Below are 20,662 nucleotides of genomic sequence, written 5' to 3'. Positions count from 1 at the left end.
CCGGGGGAGCCGTTTCTTGAATGACGACTTGGTTAACGCGTGCTCATTGAGGTGCTGTTCCTACGCGCAGCTGACGCGTGAATCCTTGGACGACCTGGGAATAGCGATCGGCATAAGGGCGACGTCACCCATTCGCAGCGTTTGGTTTAATACATTTTAGTCTTCTTTATTCAAACTGATGGGTAACTCCTGACACTTTGTTACGCCTAACTATATCAATAACCCGCTACTTACATTGTTAGCCAAGGCTATGTTAATTAGTAATAATAAACTTTATTTTTAATGACTTAGCATGAAAATCTAAAAAATCGTGCTAGAGTTCAGCGCCTCTAAATTCGCCTTTTCTCTTTCATCAGGCACCGCTATTTTTCCTCAAGAGAATGCGCATCCATGACACCTTTTGCCTTAGTATTTCTTGCATTTTCCATGTCCGCCGATGCGTTTGCCGCCTCAATCAGTAAAGGCGCTGAACTCAGTCGACCACGATTTCGTCATGCAGTATGTATTGGCTTGGTATTTGGCGTGATCGAAGCGATCACGCCGCTCATTGGCTGGGCAGCAGGCGTAGCCTCTCAGCGTTTCGTACAGGCCTGGGATCACTGGGTGGCCTTTGCGTTACTAACGGCCATCGGAACGCACATGGTATACGCCGGGCTCAGGAAAGAGGAAACGATAGAGCACCGCAAGCAGACGCTTTGGCTGCTGGTGTTGACCGCGACGGCCACCAGCATTGATGCCATGGCCGTGGGCGCCAGCCTTGCGTTTATCGATGCTGATATCATCGCCACCAGCCTCGCCATCGGCCTTGCCACCACCGTGATGGCATCAATCGGCACGCTCTTGGGCCACAGGCTGGGCAAGTTCGTCGGCCACTGGGCCGAGCTGATTGGAGGTGTGGTGCTATTCAGCATTGGCTGCGCGGTACTGGCGCAGCATACGGGCTATTTTAGTTGATGCGTGTTTAAAGCTACTCCCTATAAGCAGCCGCTAGTCTTTTAATAAAGCCATATGCAGCAGCGGATAAGGCTTGTTTAGGCCGTCTACCGGCGAACGCCCTACCACCTGAAATCCTAGCCGTTGATAGAACCCTAGTGCCTGCTCGTTTTGCTCATTCACATCGACTTTGCTCACCGCTTGAGCCTGAAGCGCATGGTCAACAAGCGCGGTGCCGATACCCTCGCCTCGCGCGTTCGGCGCGATGAAAAGCATCTCGAGCTTGTCATCGCTCACGCCACTGAAACCGACGATTTCGCCGCTAGTCGAGCGTGCCACCCGCAGCTCTACGGCATCTAAAAACTGCTCAAAAATAAGTGGCTTGAGCATCAATAGATCCTCTTCAGCCAGAAAGTCGTGGGTAGCGCGCACGGAGGCTTCCCACAATGCTATCAATTCCGAGTAACTTGTTTTGTCCGCTTCTTCTATCGTCATCGTTGTCTCATTACATTACTAATCACTCAGGCTATGCGTGGCAGCCCTTGATAAACCAAACGGGATACATGTCCCGTATAGAAAAGCGCTTAATACATGGCTCGCTTATTAGCGCTTTTGCATCAATACGTTATCGTGCGTCCCTCAAGGCTTCAAGCAGCCCGGCGACCGCCAGCCCCCCTTCGGGTTCATCAAACGCTTGCGTTAATGAGCTTTCGACAAAGCTCAGAAACCGATAAGCGGCAGGCGGTAAGCGACGCTCCCGACGGACCACAAAGTGCCAGCGGCTTTTCAACGGAAATCCCGGCAGTGTCAGCTCCTGAACACCTTTGGGCGAGTCCGCGACTACGTGACGCGACAGCACCGCCAGGCCCATGCCGGATGCTACCGCAAGACGAATGGCCTCGTTACTGGCGATTTGCTGGGTCGAGCGTAGCTCGATACCGACACCGTGCAGCCAAGCCTCAAAGGTATGTCGCGTTGCTGAGCCGGGTTCCCGCAGCAGGAAACGCTCTTCCTTGAGGGCCTCCATCGTGAGGTTCTCCACGCCAGCCCAGCGGCAATCCGTGGGCCCCACCACCACCAGCGGATTGTTCAAAAAAGGCGCGGCCAGCACCGCCTCATCACCAGGGGGATGGCTAAAGATATAGATGTCATCCTCATGGCGTTCAAAACGATTCAGCATCTGCTGGCGGTTACCGATCTCCACCGTGACATCGACCTTAGGATTGGCTTGGCTGAAAGGGCCTAAAAGACGTGGCAGAACGTACTGCGCCGTGTTGACCAAGCCGATACTGAAGTGGCCACGCCCGCCACTGTTGTACTCATCCAGGTACTGGCTGAAAACATCGGCACGGCTCAATAAGTCCTGACTAAGCTGATAAAGCGCCTGGCCAACCTCGGTCGGTACGGTACGCCCTTCCTCCTGGCGCACAATGGGTTCACCGACAATTTCCTTCAGCCTTTTTAGCTGTTGAGACACGGTTGGCTGGGTCAGGTGAAGCCGCTGAGCAGTGGCGGTGATAGAGCCGGTCCTTACCACATCGGCATAGACCTGCAGTAGGCGGAACGTTAATTGTCGGATCTTCATAGGCACCGCCATAGATAATTAACTATGACTGTATAAAAATTATTTGTTTTCATCAATTTTATGAGATCGCTAAAGTAGCCACCTAACGTCCTTTCCTCCCCCCTTCATAGGAGCGCCAGCGTGCCGGATATCGTGGTCATGTTCTTTGTCTTAGGTGTCGTTGCTGGCGTCGTCCGCTCTGATCTAAGCATACCCAAAGCCGCTTACGACATTTTAAGCCTGCTATTGATGCTGACCATTGGCCTTAAAGGCGGCATGGCACTTCACGGCAGCTTGAGCACGTCACTGCTGATTGAGCTGGCTGGGGTGACGCTGCTGGGGATCTTGATACCGTTGGTGGTGTTTCCGATCGTTCGCTACGTCGTACGTCTTTCGCTTGCCGACAGCGCAAGCCTGGCCGCCCACTACGGCTCGGTAAGTGCCGGCACCTTTGCGGTAGCGCTGGCCTACACAGAAGCGCATAGCCTGATCACCGGCGGGCAGGTCACGCTTTATCTGGTCCTTCTGGAGCTACCGGCCATTATGCTGGGGCTGATGTTGTATCGGCGATTTAACCGTACCAGCACGACCACCAACACGGCTGAGAATGGCAAGGCATCGGGACTCTGGCACGAGACGCTCACCAATCGTGGCGTGATTCTGCTGGTAGGCGGCGTGCTTATTGGCTGGCTTTACGGCCCGGACGCTGGTGAATCGGTCACTGGCCTTTACACCAACGCCTTTCACGGTATCTTGGCGCTGTTCCTGTTGGAGATGGGCCTGGTGGCTGCCGACACATTGCGTAGCCTACGGTGGGGGCACAGCCGTTTGGTCATGTTCGCACTGACGGCGCCGGTCGTGCTCTCCTGCTTTGGCCTGTTAATGGCTTACTGGCTGGGGCTCCCCGCTGGCTCAGCGGTTATTTTGGCAAGTCTTACCGCCAGTGCCTCTTATATTGCTGCCCCTGTCGCCATTCGATCTGCCATTCCTGACGCCAATATTGGCCTTGCCATGCTGGCGTCTCTGGGGCTTACCTTTCCCTTCAACGTGCTAATCGGCATTCCGCTTTATCATCATTTTTGGACGTGGCTGGTGGGCTAAAGACGAGTAAAGTAGCTTGTAGCTGGGCCATTAGCATTGCCGTGATGGGTGACGGCGCTATTCGTTTTTCCAATGGCTCTTTCTACCGTCAGTTTTTAACTACTGACGACCTGCTTGCATCATCGACGAAGAGCCACCATGGATGATAACCGCCTCAACACGCTAAACAAGGCTACAAGTGTCGGCCTGATCATGCTTGCAATAATGCAGGGCTTGGCGCTGCTGGCACTTCATCTGGCGATTGATCACGAGCATTGGCTAGCCACCGACCAGCGCTGGCTCAAGGCGCTTTATACGGTAACACTCGCCCTGCCCGCGTTTTATCTGATCAGCATGGTGCGGCTGCGTGATCGGCTCAATTGGCTGCCGCTGCTGCTGGCCCCGCTGCTTTTCTGGATGGGCTGGCACCTTGGCTGGGTAGAACAAAACCCCGAGCAGCCGTGGGCGCGGCATCAGTTCACCTTTGCCTTTTGCGTGGCGCTCGGCGTGGCGCTGTTCATTTTGGCGCTGTTTTTTCGCAGCAGCGCCGCTAGCAGAGTCTGGCCTACCGCCTACTCCCCGCTGTTGAACTACTCCTGGGAATTTGCCCTGACGCTTGCCCAATTGGCGCTGTTTATTGGCGTGTTCTGGAGCCTGCTGTGGCTAGGGGCGTCGCTGTTTGACGCGATTGGCCTAGACATTTTTGAGACGCTTTTCAGCGACCCCGTGTTTATCTACCCCGTCACCTGGCTGGTGATTGGTTTAACGCTGGTGATGATTCGTAACCGCTTTCGCCTGATTCAAAGCGTGCGGCAGATGGGGGAGGCGCTCATCAAGGCATTGCTGCCGCTGGTGGCGCTTATCATTCTGCTGTTCTTTTCTGTACTGCCCTTCACCGGCCTGCAACCCGTGTGGGATACGGGCAGTGCTTCCTCCATACTGATGGCGCTGATGCTGACCCTGCTGCTGTTCTTCAACGTTGTCTTTCATCAGACGCACGGCCCTTCTCCCTACCCCATCTGGCTACGCCGGATCGTTCTGCTAGCCGTTATGCTGTTGCCCCTGGGGAGCTTACTGGCCGCCTGGGCACTGTGGCTGCGTATTGATCAATACGGTCTTAGTCTGGACCGGCTGTGGGCCGCCCTGCTGCAAGTGCTAACCGCGGCATTTACCGTCAGCTACAGCCTGCTTCTACTTTGGCGTCGCCGGAGTGCACTTCCTTATCTGCAGCGCGCCAACGTCAGTCTGGCCCTGCTGGTGGCGGTTGTGTTGATCGTGGTGAACACACCGCTGGCAGATATGCGTCAGTGGGTTGCCGAGCATCAGGTCAAGCGGCTACTGGATGGCCTCACTACGGTCGAGGCTTTTGATGTCGACTACCTGCGCTTTCAGCTCGGCCAGCCGGGCACCTTAGTTTTAAAGGCCCTGGCCGACAGCGAATTTGCTCAATCCCAGCCTGAGCTGGCACGGCGTATCGAGCTTTCGCTCAAGCAAACCGAGCGCTGGAGTCAGGAACCGTTGGTGGATACCCAAAACCTGAATGACGTCGCCCGGCAGTTCAAGGTAAGCCCTGATGGTGCTTCGCTACCCGAGCCCTTGCTAAGCCTGCTGGTTGAACAGAATTCCACCTGCTTGAGCCAGACGGAACCCTGCCAGGCGCTGCTGGTAAGCAGCGATGTTGCCTTCCAGTGGCTGATTTATGAACCCGATAGCGCGGTGGGCAATGCGTATGGTGAACGGGATGGCAACTGGCTATTGTTTGGCCATTTGCTGTTACTCGGCGCCGCCCAGCCGCAGGATGAACAAACCTGCCAAACAACCCAGACAGCGGATGAACTTGAACGCATTAGCGGGCCAGCTGATGTTTACCAACGCGGCGGCTGCCTGTATAGCTTGCAGCCCACGCTTGAAAGCGTCAGGCAACTGCTGTTTATTCAACCGGATGAAAGCAGACAAGCACAGCGGGAGTAGCCCGCTGTGCTTGTCTGTTCAGTTACCGAGCGAGCCTTTCGCCCTTTTCTCCTACGTTAGTTCACCCAAGCTCTATGCTGGCCCGCCCAAGCGCTACCCGGTCGTTCTTCCTGCTATTCAGGAATGGCTGGCTGGGTAAGCTGGGGCTTCTAACGTGTGGCTGTGATGGCTGACCAGAGGGCCGGACAGTTTACGCAGCACCACGTAGAACACTGGGGTCAGGAACAAGCCAAACAGCGTGACACCAATCATGCCTGCAAACACCGCGGTACCCAGCGCCGCCCGTACCTCGGCACCCGCACCAGTGGCGATCACCGAAGGCAACACCGCCGCCGTAAAGGCAATCGACGTCATGATGATAGGTCGCAGACGCAACCGGCAGGCTTCCAGGGCTGCCTCCACCACGCTCTTGCCCTGCAGCTCCAACTCCCGGGCGAATTCCACGATCAAGATGGCGTTTTTACACGCCAGGCCAATCAATACCACCAGCCCTACCTGTACGAAGATGTTGTTGTCACCACCGCCAAACCAGACGCCTATCAGCGCCGCCAGCATCGACATCGGCACGATCAGAATCACTGCCAATGGTAACGTCCAGCTTTCATAGAGTGCTGCCAATACCAAAAATACCAGCAGGATCGATAGCGGGAAGACCACCATGGCCGCATTGCCCTGGGTGGATTGCTGGTAGCTCAGATCGGTCCATTCCAATGCCATACCCGGGGGTAACACTTCTTCCGCCAGCGCGTTGATAACGTCCATCGCCTGGGCAGAAGAGAGCACCCGTGGGTCAATCTCTCCGGCGAGATCCGCCGCGGGATAACCGTTGTAACGCAGTACCGGGTCCGGACCGAAGGTTTGTTTGATATTCACCATCGTACCAATCGGCACCATCTCACCCTGGTCATTGCGGGTACGCAGTTTGGCGATATCTTCCACGCTTGCCCGATAAGGGGCGTCCGCCTGGGCGATGACCTGCCAGGTGCGACCAAAGCGGTTGAAGTCATTCACATAGGTCGAGCCAAGGTAGGTCTGCAAGGTGTCGAAGAGTTCAGTCAACGGCACGCCCTGGGCTTTGGCTCTCAACCGATCGACCTCTGCATCCAACTGAGGCACGTTAGACTGATAGCTGCTGATAGGAAACCCCAACCCGGGGGTTTGGGCAATCGCGCCCTGGAGTTGATTAACGGCCTCCTGCAAGGCTCCATAGCCAAGATTACCGCGATCTTCGATAAACAGCTGGAAACCAGAACCGTTGCCCAACCCCAGAATCGGCGGCGGCATGAAGGAGAACGCAAAACCCTCTTTCAAGCCGCCAATGCCCTGATTGATGCGAGCATTAATGTCAGCGGCGCCAAGGGTGCGCTCACCAAAGGCGCTGAGAGTAAGAAAAGCGACCCCGGTATTGGAGGTATTGGTGAACTGCAGCGCATTCAAGCCAGGAAAGGCTATGGCGTGCTCAACGCCTTCAGTCTCCATGGCGATATCCACCACGTCCTGAAGCATTTGATCGGTTCGCTCCAGAGACGCGCCTTCCGGCAGAATGACGCCTGCAATCAGGTAGAGTTTATCCTGCACCGGAATAAACCCTGGCGGTACCGCCTTGAACATCACGCCGGTGCCCACCAGCAACAGCGCGTAAACCACAAACACCGCGCCACGGTGCTTCAGGGAGCGAGCCACACCGCCCTGATACTTATTGGAACTAGCGTTGAAAAAGCGATTGAAGGGACGGAAAATCCAGCCAAACAGCTTATCGATGATGCGGGTGAGGCGATCCTTGGGGGCGTTATGGGGCTTGAGTAGCATCGCCGCCAACGCGGGCGATAGGGTCAGCGAGTTAATGGTGGAGATCACCGTGGAGATGGCAATCGTCACCGCGAACTGGCTATAGAATTGACCAGTCACCCCCGACAGAAACGCCATGGGAATAAACACCGCACACAGCACTAGCCCTACGGCGATAATCGGTCCGGAGACTTCCCGCATGGCCTGATGCGCGGCGGCCTGGGGTTTCAGGCCCTCCTCAATGTTCCGCTCGACGTTCTCCACCACTACGATGGCGTCGTCCACCACGATACCGATGGCCAGCACCAGGCCAAACAGGGTCAGCGTATTGATCGAGTAACCCAGCAGGTAGAGCGCCCCAAAGGTGCCAATGACTGAGACCGGTACCGCCAGCAACGGAATAATAGAGGCACGCCAGGTCTGCAGGAACAGCGTGACCACCAAGACCACCAGCAGCACGGCCTCCAGCAGGGTGGCGATCACTGATTTGATGGAGTCATTGACGAAGATGGTGGTGTCGTAGACCGCTTCATATTCCACGCCTTCCGGGAATTGCTCGGAAAGCTCGTCCATGGTGGCGATGACCTGCTCGCGAATCTCCAGCGCATTGGCACCCGGAGCCTGGAATATCCCCACACCCACCGCGCTATTGCTATCCAGCTGTGAGCGCAGCGTATAGTCCCCGGCGCCCATTTCCAGCCGCGCCACATCGGAGAGCCTGAGAATTTCGCCGCTGTCGCCACGCGTTAGTACGATGTCACCAAATTCCTCAACCGTTTCCAGTCGCCCACGGGCGTTGATCAACGTTAGGGAGTCACTCTCCTCAATGGGCTCGGCCCCTAGCTGCCCGGCGGAGACCTGCACGTTCTGTTCACGCATGGCCCCCACTACATCGCTGGCGGTCAGGCCGCGGGCGGCTATGCGGTCGGGGTCCAGCCACGCCCGCATGGCGTAATCCCCGCCGCCGAATATCTGCGCATCACCGATCCCCTCGATCCGTGCCAGGCGGTCACGCACATTCAGCCGCACATAGTTACGTAGATAGAGGGTGTCGTATTCCCCACTAGGGGAAGTCAGGTGAACGACCATCAGAAATGTCGGTGACTGCTTCTGGGTGGTAACGCCTTGGCGGCGCACAGCTTCCGGCAGCCGGGCTTCCGCCTGGCTGACGCGGTTCTGCACACGAACGGCGGCCTGCTCGGCATCGGTGCCTGGGCGGAAGGTGACGGTCATCTGCAGCACGCCATCGGAGCCCGCCACGGACTTGAGGTACATCATGTCCTCGACGCCGTTGATGGCCTCTTCTAAAGGCGTGGCGACCGTCTCGGCGATCTCCTTCGGGTTAGCGCCAGGGTAAACCGTGCGCACCACCACGGAGGGCGGCACCACGTCCGGGTATTCGCTAATCGGCAGGTTGGGAATGGAGATCAGCCCTACCGCCAGAATAATGATCGACAGCACCGCCGCAAAAATCGGTCGGTCCACGAAGAAACGTGAAAAGTTCATGGCGGTTTATTCTTCCCTGGCAGCAATGGAGGGTTGGGCATCAGCCGCCGGCGCAGTCGCTACGCTTTGCGGGCTCACTTCCATGCCGGGGAAGAACACTTTTTGTACACCGTTGACGATCACTCGGTCACCGGCGTTAAGCCCTTCGGTAATAACTGTTTGTTGCCCCACCTGGCGCCCAGTGGTTACCTGGCGCCGCTCTGCCAGGTTGTTTTCATCGAGGACATAGACGTAGCGGCGATCCTGATTGGTCAATACCGCCTTGCGGTCCACCAGTAACGCTTGCTCTAAACGCGCGACCGGCATGTCGACCCGTGCGAATTCCCCAGGGCGGATGCGGCCATCCGGGTTGGCTAACACCGCCCGGAATTGCAGGGTGCCCGTATTGGGGTTTAAGTGGTTATCGATAAAGTCCAGGGTGCCTGTGTACTGCCGCTGAGGGTCGCCGCCCAGCTCAATGCTCAGGCTGTTCGGCGCATCACCGACCAGCAGTGCCTGGCTGGCAAACGCGGCCTGTTCGTCAGCCTCAAAATAGACGTGGACTGGATCGATGCTCACCAGCGTGGTCAATAAGCTCTGATCGGCATTGGCCAGGTTGCCGCGGGTCACCATTGCCCGACCGGCGCGGCCACTGACCGGTGCCGTAATGCGGGTGTACTCAAGGTCAAGCTCGGCGATATCTAACGCCGCTTGCGCGGCATCCACCATGGCACGCGTATTATTCATGGCGGCTTGACGCTGGTCGTGCACCTCTTGAGAAATAGCCTTGCGACCCAGCAATACGCGGGCACGCTCGGCTTCACTGCCCGCCTGCGCCTGCTGGCTTCTGGCCTGGGCAAGATCTGCCTGAGCAGCGCTAACACGCGCCTGATAAGGGCGTTGATCAATCAGAAAGAGCAGATCCCCTTGGGCTACCAACTCGCCCTCTTCAAAAGCAACTTCCTGGATATAGCCGCTCACCCGCGCCCTTAACTCGACCGTTTCAGCGGCCTCTACGCGCCCGGTGAACGACTCACTCAACACCACTGGTTGAGCCACGATTTCTGCCACATCAACTTCCGGTGGCGGTGGTGCAGGCGCTGACACTTCTTCGCTCTTAGCCTCGCATCCTGACAGCAAGGCCGTTAGCAGCAGAGGCAGGATCACCGCCCGGCCGCCTGCAAGACGGGTTCTTTGTAAAAGGCTTCCCATGATTACTTGCTCCAATGGCCACCGGCTTCCGATAGCTAGATTGTTCATTACGTTTTTAATTACGTGCTTGTGTACGTTCTTGAATACGCCCGTAAACAGATTCGCACCGCGCTGGCTTTAACGCGTCGGTTAAGCTGCGAAAGAGCGACAGACGAGGGTGGTGGCATGAGGGGGCTGAACAGACAGGCATGCCCATCAAACGTCACTCACGATAGGCGAGGCGAGCGAATGTCAGGTAGCGCGTTCCTGCGGCATGATTGCCTGATTCTGTCGTGAGGCGTGAGTCGCTAAACAAGGTTGGAAGATCGTGAAAGCAGTGCGTTTTCGCCTCTATGCATTGTGTCTGTTTAATGACACACGGCGAGGGTTGCCGATTTCAACGCGGTGATTGCCTAATTCTGCAAAACCCAACGAAAAGCCTTCGGTTCCTGAAGCGTAGGCATATACTGCAATCTGTTAAGGAGGAAAGCCATTGACCGTTATCATGCCTGAGCAGATCACCCATTTGAGCGACAGCCTGCCACAGCAATTGAGCCACGTCGTGCGGCGCTGGTCGCCCCTGGAAGCACTGCAGGATACGGCAATTGCCGAGGTCCAACTGATACGCGCTGACGCCCCTACCAGTTTTCACTGTGCCGTTTATGAACCGTGCCTATGCTTTGTGGTTCAGGGCAGTAAGACCGTGCTATTGGGAGACAAGGAGTTCGTCTACAGCGGCCCAAGCTATATGGCGAGCGCCATTGATCTTCCTGTGATAGGTAGAATTGACCATGCCACGCCAGAGCAGCCCTACCTGGCGGTTAAAGTCTCGGTGGATCCTCAGGAAGTCGCCGGTTTGATACTCGAACTGGGCGACAGGGCACCTCCCACGGGGAGCGATGTCATCTGCTCCAAATTGGACTGCGGCTTAACGTCGGCTCCCATGGATGCCCGGATGCAGGGCGCGCTCTATCGATTATTAAGTCTGCTCGACACACCGGAAGATATAAAGGTACTCTCCCCTCTGGCTCGTCGAGAGTTAATCTATCGAGCCCTGATGGGCGACCTGGGGCCTCATATGCGCCGGTTTACCGCCTCGGACTCTCAGGCGAATCGGATTGCGCGGGTCATCTATGCGCTTAAAGAGCACTTTACCCAGCCCCTGAAGATCAGCGAACTGGCAGCGGCAGCCAATATGAGCGAGTCGACGCTTTACCACAGCTTTAGGCAAGTCACACGCATGTCGCCCCTGCAGTACCAGAAGAAGCTTCGCCTGCACGAAGCCCGTCGACTCATGCTGGCCGAGGGGCTGGAAGCGGCCACCGCCAGTTACCGGGTGGGATATGAAAGCCCTTCCCACTTTAGCCGCGAATATAGCCGCATGTTTGGCGCCCCACCACGTGCCGATGTTAGCCAGCTAAGAGGCATCGCGGCAGCCACCTCGACCGCCTAGCTAATTTAACGCGCTCCAGCTTTGCTCATCAAAACGCTCACTAAAACGTTCATCAACACGCTCACAAAAAACGAAACACCCCGAACGTTGGATGGCATCCAGCGTTCGGGGTGTAGATCCCCTATCAGGGTTCGCGCTTACCGCGCGGATCTGCCACTCAGCGGTGCAGATCGAACCTGTCGTTTTCCATTACCTTGACCCAACCGGCAACGAACTTGTCGATCATGTGGCGCTCGCCGCCATTGGCCGCAAACTCTTCCGCGATGGCACGCAGCTGCGAGTTGGAGCCGTAAACAAGATCTACCCGTGAGGCGGTCCACTTGGTGTCGCCGGACGAACGATTCCGGCCCACAAAACGCTCCTCGTTCTCGTCAACCGGCTCCCAGACAGTGCCCATATCGATGAGATTGACGAAGAAGTCGTTCGTTAGCTGGCCTGGACGGTTGGTGAGAATGCCGTCGGTGTTATCGTCGCCAGCGTTGGCACCGATAGCACGCATCCCCCCCACCAGCGCCGCCATCTGCGGTGCGCTAAGGTTCAGCATAAACGCCCGGTCCACCATTAAATGCTCGGCCGGAATGGACGTTGACTGCGCCTGCATATAGTTACGAAACGCATCATGGCGCGGTTCAAGGTAGGCGTGTGTGTCGACTTCGGTCATCTCTTGGGTAGCATCGGTGCGCCCCGGCGTAAAGGGCACGGTCAGCTCATACCCAGCGGCTTTCGCAGCCATCTCGACACCGACACTGCCGCCAAGAACGATCATGTCTGCCAATGAAACATTGGCATCAGAAGCGTTTTTGATGCTTTCCAACTGGTCAATGACTGCCGCCACCCCGCCGCGGACATTGATATCCCAATCAACTTGCGGATCGAGGCGAATACGTGCGCCGTTGGCGCCCCCGCGGTGGTCGGTCTGGCGATAAGTGCAGGCCGAAGCCCAAGCGGTACTCACCAACTGCTTGGCGGTTAGCCCAGTGTCAGCGATCTTCTGCTTCAAGGTGGCGATTTGCTCATCAGATACCAGCGGCCCTTCGTGCTCAGGCACCGGGTCCTGCCAAACAAGAACCTCATTGGGTACCTGCGGGCCGAGGTAGCGGGCGCGTGGGCCCATGTCGCGGTGCAACAGTTTGTACCAGGCGCGGGCGAACTCATCGGCCAGCACGTCCGGGTTCTCGCGGTACTCCTTGGATATCTTGAGGTAGTCCGGGTCGACAATCATCGCCATATCGGCGGCGTTCATGACCGGCGGGTTCTTTTTACCTTCAACGTGCGCATCGGGCACCCAGAACCCGTCCTTAACCTCTACTGGCTCCCACTGATTGGCGCCCGCGGGTGACTTTTTAACTTTCCACTCGTGGGAGAAAATCGTCTCCAAGTAGGTGTTATCCCACTTGGTCGGCGTAGGCGTCCAGGCACCCTCAAGGCCCGAGGTAATGGTGTACTCACCCAGGCCCGTTTCATGTTTATTGGCCCAGCCAACGCCCTGCTCGTGAAGCTTGGCCTCCTCCGGCGCGCCACCCACGGCGTCCGCCGGTCCGTTGCCGTGCATCTTGCCGAAGGTGTGACCGCCCACGGTCAGCGCGACAGTCTCACGGTCATTCATGCCCATACGGGCGAAGGTTTCACGTACGTCTTTTGCCGACTTCGCCGCATCCGGCACGCCGTTGGGGCCTTCTGGATTAACGTAAATAAGCCCCATCTGGACGGCCGCTAGCGGGTTATCAAGAACCCGGTTGTCCTCTTCAAAGCTACCGGTATAACGCTCATCTTGAGTCCCTAGCCACTCGGCCTCCGGGCCCCAATAGATATCATCTTCAGGCGCCCAGATATCAGAGCGGCCAAAGCCAAAACCGAAGGTCCTGAAGCCCATGGTTTCAAGCGCCCGGTTGCCCGCGAAGACCAACAAATCGGCCCAGGACAGCTGCTCTCCATATTTCTGCTTGATTGGCCACAACAGACGGCGCGCTTTATCCAGGTTGCCGTTATCGGGCCAGCTATTGAGCGGGGCAAAGCGCTGAGCGCCAGTTCCGCCGCCACCGCGACCATCCAGCGCCCGGTAGGTGCCCGCCGCGTGCCATGACATGCGAATGAAAAACGGGCCGTAGTGCCCCCAGTCGGCAGGCCACCACGCTTGGGAGTCGGTCATCAGCGCGTCGACATCGGCACTCAGTTCATCGACATCGAGCTGGGAAAAGGCGTCTCCATAGCGGAAGCCTTCACCGAAAGGGTTGGCGTCGGGGTGTTTCTGGTGCAGAACGTTAAGGTTGAGCTGGTCAGGCCACCAGTGCTCGTTGCCTTGCAGACGTGGGGTAGTGCGTGCGCCCCACTCTTGGCGTGTAGGCTTTTGATCAGACACGTTATTCTCCTCGGCTAAACGATGGGTTTAAAGCAGTCTAGTCGATAATTCTGGATCGTGTTAGGTAACAAAAACACTACCAATAACTATTAATACCATTTAAAAAACTAATCGTACCTTAACGCGTTAGTGCTGGATTCAATTCCGGAACAATTAATTAGAAGGCAGTATATTAGCCAAGCTCGTTAATAGTGAAAAAGGGTATTAAACAGGCTTAACAAACGAAAGCCTTAACACACGAGGAAGCGCCTGCAGACGGTGTTATCAGCATTAAGCTCGATATATCGCTAGGCGCAAGCAAAAATATACAAACCTTATTGCCGCTAATCGATATGTGGATGCCGCAATGACTGCCGGCTGGCTTAGTCTTACCATTAGACTGGTCATTATCGACGTTATTTTAAATAATGTTAATTCTGATAGGTTGAGAAGCTTATTTGAAACGCCATTTATATACACCGTCGCCAAGCTAATGCCACTACGCACATATGGCTGCTGTTTAGCTAATACTAACGAAGTTCAACCGCTGACTAACTTCAACGGGAAATAACGAAATTCTTGCCATACTGCGGCGATTTTTATCATTTATCGCGCGACTAACGCCTGCCTGATAGAAGCGGTGGATCGCGTACCTCTACAAACTGTGCCAGTGTGCTTAGCATGACAGGTCGGGGCTGTTACAACGCCAGATCGAAATTTCCAGCGGGGGGAGTGCCATGAGAACAATGTCGAGCACAAGTTTCGCGGCGTTTGGCGCAGCGCTAATTGCTATTAGTTACGGCCTTGCACGCTTCGCCTTTGGGCTGTTTGTGCCTCAAATACGCGACGAGTTAGCGCTTACAACGGCTGTAATCGGCATTATAGGTGCCCTACCTCTTATTAGTTTTTTACTAGCAACGTTAGTCGCTCCCTTGATGGCCCATACCTTAGGCGCCCGCTATACGGCGGCGATCTCAGGGCTTTTCGGTGTCGGTGGTTTGGCACTCATTAGCCAGGCATCGGATGCGATGATGCTTGGCATAGGGGTATTTTCCTGTGGTATTTGTACGGGTTTGATGATGCCAGCACTGACGGCCGGTATGCAGGCAATGGTCAAACGTTCACTTCACGCCCGCGTTAGTTCAGTAATGAATGCTGGTACCAGTATTGGTGTCATCGTGGCAGTGCCCACGGTGCTTTTTATGGCGGATGCCTGGCGGCTGGCTTATCTCTCCTTCACGGTGCTAACAGTGATTGGGGTGGGAGCCACCTGGTTTTTCTTGCCGTCAGTATCGCGCATCACCCCCGCTAACGCCGCCCCGCCACCGCCTATGAGCGACTTGCCCTGGTCGCGGCTGGTAAGGCTCGCGTTATTCGCCTACTTGATGGGCTTCGTCTCATCAGCCTATTGGATTTTCGCCCCCGATCTAGTGGTTACTCTCGGTGGCTTATCGCCAAGCGCTACCGGCTGGCTATGGTTCGCAGTGGGGCTTGCGGGCCTGGGCGGGGCCGTTGTGGCTGATTTGGCCGACCGTAATAATCCACCGATTACCCAAGCGCTAATGCTGATGATGCTCTCAGCAAGCCTGGTGCTGCTGGCCGCGAGCCCTGCGCAGACTATATTAGCGACATTCTCGGCGTTAATTTTCGGCCTTGCCTACATGAGTCTGACTGGGCTCTATTTGATGACGGGGATTCGCTTACTGCCCGGCCGGTTGTCGGTAGGGCCGGTGTTGCCTTTCATGGCGGTATCGCTAGGCCAAGCCACCGGCTCCCCCATCATTGGTGGGCTGATCGATACCTTTAGCTACGCTGATACGTTTTCGATGATTGCGGTACTGGGCATTCTGGTAGCCATTATGTCGCCTTTTTACCCAGGCCATATTCAGCAGGCAAGCGATGAAGAGACCGAAGAGGAAACGGGCCTGCAAGCCGCTTACGACCTCCAGCTTCAGAACGAAGAAGGCGAGCCATTGGAAGACCCTGAAAACGACCCTGCAAACGACCCGGACAGCGAAAAGCCAGTGCATTAGGCTTTTAACCGAACACGGATATAGGCGTGGCTGAAAATCAAAGGGTGAATACGAATGCCTAAGCAGACCCTCTAACAGGCATTTATGTATCTTTAGTAAATACCTTTTGCTCTTTGGCGAGGTTGTAGCCTGCCGAGGTATAGAAACGGTGAGCGTCGCTTCTTACCACGTTGGTACGTATACGGATGGTGCTGACCCGCTCACCCAGCCACGCTTGCGCATGCTGGAGCAATACGCGGCCCACGCCCTGCCCACGGTGGTCTGCCGACACCACTAAGCTCGCAATCTCGCCGGTTTTACCTTCCGCTAAGCGAAGGTCAACGACCGGGTTGATCAAGCCGACCACGGCACCGCTGGATATCGCTACAAATACCTCTCCTTGCCCACCACGCATGTCGGTGATTAATTGCGCCAACGGGGGTTCTTCCCATTCGTAACCCAACTGCGCTAGGAGTGAAATAAGGTCCGGCATATCACCGGAGTGGGCAGGACGACAATGGACGGACATAAGTGAAATTTCCTGGCAAACGCCTCCGTGCAGTTAGCACGGACGACATGAATTAAAAAGAAACGCCAGCGCAAGGCTAGCTAGTGCCGATAGAAACCAACGTATTTCCAGACTATCGCTGCACATTAACCTTCTGCTGGACAAAGGGCGTGATCACTATCCTTGTCCCCTTACCCAAACAGCCAAAAAGCGCGAACGGGTTCAAGCGCTCGCGCTTGGCCTAGCGGTTATGGGTGGGTCAAGCCGTTGAGCAACTCTTCATGAAAACGCTCAGGTTCCTGAATGTGTGGTGAGTGGCCAAGCTCGGGGAATTCGACGAGCGTTGCCTGTGGGATGGCGTCGCGGGCCTGTTCGCCCAGCACATCGTAATGACCGAGGGTTTCCTGTACCTCTTCGGAGGCGCGGCCTTTACCGATCGCGGTATTGTCCTGCTCGCCAATGAGTAACAAGGTGGGCACTTGTAGCTCATCGAACTCGTAAACCACCGGCTGAGTGAAGACCATATCCGAGGTCAGCGCCTGGTTCCAGGCCACTAACTCGCCGTCTTCACCGGCGTACATGCCCGCCAACATATTCACCCAACGGTCGTATTCAGGCTCCCAGTTACCCACGTAGTAAGTGCTTTGCTGATAGTCTCGGATACCCTCAGCCGTTTTATCAAGCTCTGACTGGTACCCTTCATCAATGCTTTGATAAGGCACGCCGAGCGCTTTCCAGTCTTCCAGACCAATCGGGTTGACCAGCACCAACTGCTCGGTCTGCTCCGGGTACATCAGCGCAAAGCGTGTGGCCAACATGCCGCCCATGGAGTGGCCCATGACGGTCGCCTCCTCGACCCCAATCTTGTCGAGCAGCGCTTGGGTGTTGCCCGCCAGTTGATGAAAGCTGAACTGGTAGTGCTCGGGCTTGGTGGATTTACAGAAGCCGATCTGATCCGGCGCGATAACGCGATAGCCTGCGTCCACCAGCGCCTCGATGGTGGCCTCCCAGGTGCCTGCGCAGAAGTTTTTGCCGTGCATCAGCACCACTGCTCTTCCGTTGGCGCTACCCTCTTCAGGCTGAACATCCAGATAGGCCATCTGCATATCCTGGCCCTGAGAGCTGAACTCGAACCGCTCCACCGGATAGGCGTATTCGAAACCAGACAGTTCACCGTCATACGTTGGTGTCTCGTTAGCGGCGGCGATGCCGGTAGACCCCACCGCGGCAAGGCTGCCAATACAACCAGCCAGCAGGGTCCGGGTAAACGGTGTCCAGGTAAACGGTATACAGGTAAATAAGGGGCGTACCATTGTGTCTCTCCTCTCGTCCATGGGCTAAGTGACCTAGAGAGTATGGCAGTATTTATAAGACAGGTTTAGCGCGTTAACGCCTTAAATATTAGGACGCGCTGATTTTACCGCTTTCATGCTTATCAATCACCGCCGTCTAACGTCATGGCCGAGTTTGCCACGCTGCATTACCATTGAAACAGGTTTCACAACTTTAGCAGGAACTAACATGCGTGCACTCTCCCGCAAGACACAGACGATGGGCCTGATCGGCTGGCTGGTACTGGCCTATATCGCCGCCGCCATCGGTGCCGTCGCCTCCATCGAGGCGGCCTCGTTCTATCAAAGCCTTCAACAGCCCAGTTGGGCGCCACCGGCATGGCTGTTCGGGCCGATGTGGACAACGCTTTATGGGCTGATGGGCATCGCCGCCTGGCTTGCCTGGCGCGAGCCAAAGGCGCGGCCAGCGTTGATAGTATTTGTAGTGCAACTGGCACTAAATGCGTTATGGAGTTGGCTGTTCTTCGTATGGCAAATGGGCGCTATTGCCTTTATCGGCACGGTGGCGCTGTGGGTCTTGATTCTGATCACCTTGGTGATGTTCTGGCGTCTTAAACCACTGGCCGGGGTACTGCTTTTGCCGTATCTGGCCTGGGTAAGTTTGGCCTGTGCGCTAACCTGGAGCGTTTGGCAGTTGAATCCACAGGTGCTGGGTTAAACCTACGTCAGTTCGACTGACGGCACAGGAGCCGGGATGAACGCTCGCCCGAAGAAAACGTTGCAAGCGGTAGGTACCTTTGTTGACTCCGCCAATCCCTGCTAGCTTTTACTGACAACAAGTTTGCGTTTAACGAACCGGAGCTAATATGGATTTTTTCAGCCTCTGGCACCAGGCAGCGCTTACCAGTGCTGGTTTTTTCTGGATGGCCCTTTGGGCATTCGTGCTGGGTTATATCATCAGCAGCCTGATACAAGTGCTAGTAACGAAGGAACGTATGCAAAAAGCCATGGGTAAAACCGGCCCGCGCAGTATGGCGTTAGGTACCTTCTTTGGTTTTATCTCGAGCTCTTGCAGCTTTGCCGCCTTGGCCACCACGCGCAGCCTGTTTCAGAAAGGGGCCGGGTTAGCGCCCTCCATTGCGTTTCTTCTCGCCTCCACCAATCTGGTGATTGAGCTGGGTATCGTCATTTCGATCTTCCTGGCTTGGCAGTTCGTGGTGGCTGAATATATTGGCGGTATTTTACTGATCCTTTTTGCCTGGCTTTTCATTCGAGTCACCAATCCCAAAAAGCTTATTCAACAGGCCAGAGAGCGGCTTGATAAGAATGAGGAAGATCATCAACACGGCGGTGAACAAAAGAGCTGGAAGTCCAAACTGACCAGCCGTGAGGGGTGGCAGCAGATCGGCATGACCTATGTCATGGAATGGCAGATGGTATGGAAGGATGTATTGATCGGTTTTACCGTTGCTGGCGTGATTGCCGCCTTCGTGCCTGAAAGCTTCTTCCATGGGCTTTTTCCCGGTGCAGGAACAGAAGGTACTCCAGGGTTTCTATCGCTGCTGGCTCAGACCTTAATCGGCCCTTTTGCCGCCTTTTTTACCTTTATTGGTTCCATGGGGAATATCCCCTTGGCTGCTGTGCTTTTCGGTAACGGCGTCAGCTTCGCGGGCGTCATGGCCTTTATTTTTTCGGATTTGGTGGTACTGCCGGTTCTGAGAATTAATGCGCAATATTATGGCTGGAAGATGTCGCTGTATATCCTAGCGTTGCTACTCAGTGGGCTGGTGTTTGTTTCGCTGATTATGCATTACGGCTTCGCAGCCTTCGGCATGCTGCCGGATGCAAGCACGGTGCAAACGGCCACGGAACGCGACCATTTCAAGGTGGACTACGGTTTCATACTCAACCTGATATTCCTGGCGATATCCGCGGTTCTGGTGTTTTTCTGGTATCGGGCCAAGCATGCTAATTCAGGCCATGAGCATCATCATGACCATGGCGGCGGTGCAGGGGCTGGTACTTGGGTACTGCGCGGTTTTGTCGTTATTGCTGCTGCATGGCTGGCCGGGGGCCTTCTTGTGGCGCCGCTAATGGCATGACCTAATCGCCCTGACTGACCTAGGTGCTGGTACTGGTCGGTATGGCTGTTGTTGGCAGCGAGCGAGGTTGCCTGCATTTAATGAACATGTATCGAAACAGCAACACAAATGGGAAGAGATATGCAGACGATTGAGCTAGGTGGCGACAGCGTACCTCGTATCGGCCAGGGCACCTGGCACATGGGCGAGAATGCCGGGCAGCGGCAGGCGGAGATCAGGGCACTGCGTGAAGGGCTGGACCTGGGCATGACGTTGATCGATACCGCCGAGATGTATGCCGAGGGCGGCGCTGAAGAGATCGTTGGCCAAGCGATCCGTGACCGGCGCGATGACGTGTATCTGGTCAGCAAGGTCTACCCACATAACGCCAGCACACAGGGTGTTCAAGCCGCCTGCGAGCGAAGCCTACGCCGATTGGGCACTGAGACTATCGATTTGTACCTGCTGCACTGGCGTGGACAGTACCCACTGAGCGAAACAGTAGAAGCGTTTGAGCGGCTGCGTGAACAGGGCAAGATCCTGCGCTGGGGCGTATCGAACTTTGACCTTGACGACTTGGAAGAGCTCGACGCGCCCGCTTGCGCTACCAATCAGGTGCTCTATAACCCTGAAGCGCGCGGCATTGAATACGACGTGCTGCCCTGGCAGGCACAACAACACATGCCGCTCATGGCTTATTGCCCCATAGGGCAAGGCGGCGCGCTACTGCATGACGCTGCCCTGCAACGTATCGCCGACAAACACAGCGCCACCACCGCGCAAGTCGCCCTCGCCTGGGCACTGCGTCACCCCGGCGTGATTGCTATTCCTAAAGCCGTGAACCTGGCGCATCTCAAACAGAATGCCGATGCTGATAAGCTCAGACTCGACGACGATGACCTGGCGCAAATCGACGCTGCCTATCCCCCGCCAACGCGCAAGCAGTCATTGCAAATGGTGTGACAG

General features: G+C 56.0%; 15 protein-coding genes. 8 read left to right on the top strand and 7 right to left on the bottom strand.

What is annotated here, in order from left to right; translation table 11 throughout:
• Nucleotides 1–390: 390 nt before the first annotated feature.
• Nucleotides 391–954 carry a manganese efflux pump MntP gene (locus tag ACFFLD_RS07855; RefSeq protein WP_386038879.1) on the top strand — a complete coding sequence of 188 codons (564 nt, stop codon included), beginning with the start codon at nt 391–393 and terminating at the stop codon, nt 952–954.
• A 33-nt stretch (nt 955–987) separates the two neighbouring features.
• Here the strand turns inward: ACFFLD_RS07855 and ACFFLD_RS07850 are convergent, their stop codons facing one another.
• Together ACFFLD_RS07850 and ACFFLD_RS07845 are read right to left on the bottom strand one after the other, a co-directional pair.
• Nucleotides 988–1,428, bottom strand: coding sequence for an acetyltransferase (locus tag ACFFLD_RS07850; protein WP_386038877.1), 441 nt, complete (start codon nt 1,426–1,428; stop codon nt 988–990).
• Between the two features lie 130 nt (nt 1,429–1,558).
• Nucleotides 1,559–2,518 (bottom strand): LysR family transcriptional regulator, encoded by a 960-nt coding sequence (locus ACFFLD_RS07845; RefSeq protein ID WP_386038875.1) that lies wholly within the window; start codon nt 2,516–2,518, stop codon nt 1,559–1,561.
• A 120-nt stretch (nt 2,519–2,638) separates the two neighbouring features.
• Here ACFFLD_RS07845 and ACFFLD_RS07840 point away from each other — a divergent pair, with 120 nt between their 5' ends.
• Complete coding sequence (locus ACFFLD_RS07840; RefSeq protein WP_386038873.1) at nt 2,639–3,598, top strand: sodium-dependent bicarbonate transport family permease; 960 nt, start codon at nt 2,639–2,641, stop codon at nt 3,596–3,598.
• A 138-nt stretch (nt 3,599–3,736) separates the two neighbouring features.
• A complete protein-coding gene (locus tag ACFFLD_RS07835) occupies nt 3,737–5,548 on the top strand; it encodes a DUF4153 domain-containing protein (RefSeq protein ID WP_386038871.1) in 1,812 nt (603 codons plus the stop codon).
• A 117-nt stretch (nt 5,549–5,665) separates the two neighbouring features.
• Here the strand turns inward: ACFFLD_RS07835 and ACFFLD_RS07830 are convergent, their stop codons facing one another.
• Both ACFFLD_RS07830 and ACFFLD_RS07825 read right to left on the bottom strand, forming a co-directional pair.
• Nucleotides 5,666–8,842 (bottom strand): efflux RND transporter permease subunit, encoded by a 3,177-nt coding sequence (locus ACFFLD_RS07830; protein WP_386038869.1) that lies wholly within the window; start codon nt 8,840–8,842, stop codon nt 5,666–5,668.
• A gap of 6 nt (nt 8,843–8,848) precedes the next feature.
• Entirely contained in the window at nt 8,849–10,033 is a 1,185-nt protein-coding gene (locus ACFFLD_RS07825) for an efflux RND transporter periplasmic adaptor subunit (RefSeq protein WP_386038867.1), read from the bottom strand.
• 472 nt (nt 10,034–10,505) lie between these two features.
• Here ACFFLD_RS07825 and ACFFLD_RS07820 point away from each other — a divergent pair, with 472 nt between their 5' ends.
• Nucleotides 10,506–11,465: an AraC family transcriptional regulator gene (locus ACFFLD_RS07820; RefSeq protein ID WP_386038865.1), complete on the top strand. Its 960-nt coding sequence runs from the start codon at nt 10,506–10,508 to the stop codon at nt 11,463–11,465.
• Nucleotides 11,466–11,622: 157 nt separating this feature from the next.
• On the opposite strand, the gene katG is transcribed toward ACFFLD_RS07820, so the two are convergent.
• A complete protein-coding gene (gene katG, locus ACFFLD_RS07815) occupies nt 11,623–13,824 on the bottom strand; it encodes a catalase/peroxidase HPI (RefSeq protein WP_386038863.1) in 2,202 nt (733 codons plus the stop codon).
• Between the two features lie 725 nt (nt 13,825–14,549).
• Here katG and ACFFLD_RS07810 point away from each other — a divergent pair.
• Nucleotides 14,550–15,836 carry an MFS transporter gene (locus ACFFLD_RS07810; RefSeq protein WP_386038861.1) on the top strand — a complete coding sequence of 429 codons (1,287 nt, stop codon included), beginning with the start codon at nt 14,550–14,552 and terminating at the stop codon, nt 15,834–15,836.
• Between the two features lie 82 nt (nt 15,837–15,918).
• On the opposite strand, the gene ACFFLD_RS07805 is transcribed toward ACFFLD_RS07810, so the two are convergent.
• Both ACFFLD_RS07805 and ACFFLD_RS07800 read right to left on the bottom strand, forming a co-directional pair.
• Nucleotides 15,919–16,344: a GNAT family N-acetyltransferase gene (locus ACFFLD_RS07805; RefSeq protein WP_386038859.1), complete on the bottom strand. Its 426-nt coding sequence runs from the start codon at nt 16,342–16,344 to the stop codon at nt 15,919–15,921.
• A 227-nt stretch (nt 16,345–16,571) separates the two neighbouring features.
• Nucleotides 16,572–17,636, bottom strand: a complete 1,065-nt coding sequence (locus ACFFLD_RS07800) for an alpha/beta fold hydrolase (RefSeq protein ID WP_386038857.1) — start codon at nt 17,634–17,636, stop codon at nt 16,572–16,574.
• Between the two features lie 208 nt (nt 17,637–17,844).
• Here ACFFLD_RS07800 and ACFFLD_RS07795 point away from each other — a divergent pair, with 208 nt between their 5' ends.
• The 3 genes from ACFFLD_RS07795 (at nt 17,845) to ACFFLD_RS07785 (ending at nt 20,659) form a co-directional block, all read left to right on the top strand.
• The gene (locus ACFFLD_RS07795; protein WP_386038855.1) at nt 17,845–18,333 is read left to right on the top strand and encodes a TspO/MBR family protein; all 489 of its coding nucleotides are present in this window, start codon (nt 17,845–17,847) and stop codon (nt 18,331–18,333) included.
• A gap of 148 nt (nt 18,334–18,481) precedes the next feature.
• The gene (locus ACFFLD_RS07790) at nt 18,482–19,717 is read left to right on the top strand and encodes a permease (RefSeq protein WP_386038853.1); all 1,236 of its coding nucleotides are present in this window, start codon (nt 18,482–18,484) and stop codon (nt 19,715–19,717) included.
• Nucleotides 19,718–19,837: 120 nt separating this feature from the next.
• Complete coding sequence (locus tag ACFFLD_RS07785; RefSeq protein ID WP_386038851.1) at nt 19,838–20,659, top strand: aldo/keto reductase; 822 nt, start codon at nt 19,838–19,840, stop codon at nt 20,657–20,659.
• The last annotated feature ends 3 nt before the right edge of the window (nt 20,660–20,662 follow it).

Origin of the sequence: Vreelandella sulfidaeris (assembly GCF_042429665.1) — a bacterium.
In the GTDB taxonomy this organism is placed as follows: Bacteria; Pseudomonadota; Gammaproteobacteria; order Pseudomonadales; family Halomonadaceae; genus Vreelandella.
Note: the sequence above shows the minus strand (reverse complement) of the source record. Positions and strands in the feature narration are given on the sequence as shown.

Coding starts and splice junctions, on each gene's coding strand:
- ACFFLD_RS07800 (WP_386038857.1), bottom strand. CDS start 17,636: ATGGTACGCCCCTTATTTACCTGTATACCGTTTACCTGGACACCGTTT.
- ACFFLD_RS07830 (WP_386038869.1), bottom strand. CDS start 8,842: ATGAACTTTTCACGTTTCTTCGTGGACCGACCGATTTTTGCGGCGGTG.
- ACFFLD_RS07785 (WP_386038851.1), top strand. CDS start 19,838: ATGCAGACGATTGAGCTAGGTGGCGACAGCGTACCTCGTATCGGCCAG.
- ACFFLD_RS07810 (WP_386038861.1), top strand. CDS start 14,550: ATGTCGAGCACAAGTTTCGCGGCGTTTGGCGCAGCGCTAATTGCTATT.
- ACFFLD_RS07790 (WP_386038853.1), top strand. CDS start 18,482: ATGGATTTTTTCAGCCTCTGGCACCAGGCAGCGCTTACCAGTGCTGGT.
- ACFFLD_RS07855 (WP_386038879.1), top strand. CDS start 391: ATGACACCTTTTGCCTTAGTATTTCTTGCATTTTCCATGTCCGCCGAT.
- ACFFLD_RS07795 (WP_386038855.1), top strand. CDS start 17,845: ATGCGTGCACTCTCCCGCAAGACACAGACGATGGGCCTGATCGGCTGG.
- ACFFLD_RS07835 (WP_386038871.1), top strand. CDS start 3,737: ATGGATGATAACCGCCTCAACACGCTAAACAAGGCTACAAGTGTCGGC.
- ACFFLD_RS07850 (WP_386038877.1), bottom strand. CDS start 1,428: ATGACGATAGAAGAAGCGGACAAAACAAGTTACTCGGAATTGATAGCA.
- ACFFLD_RS07845 (WP_386038875.1), bottom strand. CDS start 2,518: ATGAAGATCCGACAATTAACGTTCCGCCTACTGCAGGTCTATGCCGAT.
- ACFFLD_RS07825 (WP_386038867.1), bottom strand. CDS start 10,033: ATGGGAAGCCTTTTACAAAGAACCCGTCTTGCAGGCGGCCGGGCGGTG.
- ACFFLD_RS07805 (WP_386038859.1), bottom strand. CDS start 16,344: ATGTCCGTCCATTGTCGTCCTGCCCACTCCGGTGATATGCCGGACCTT.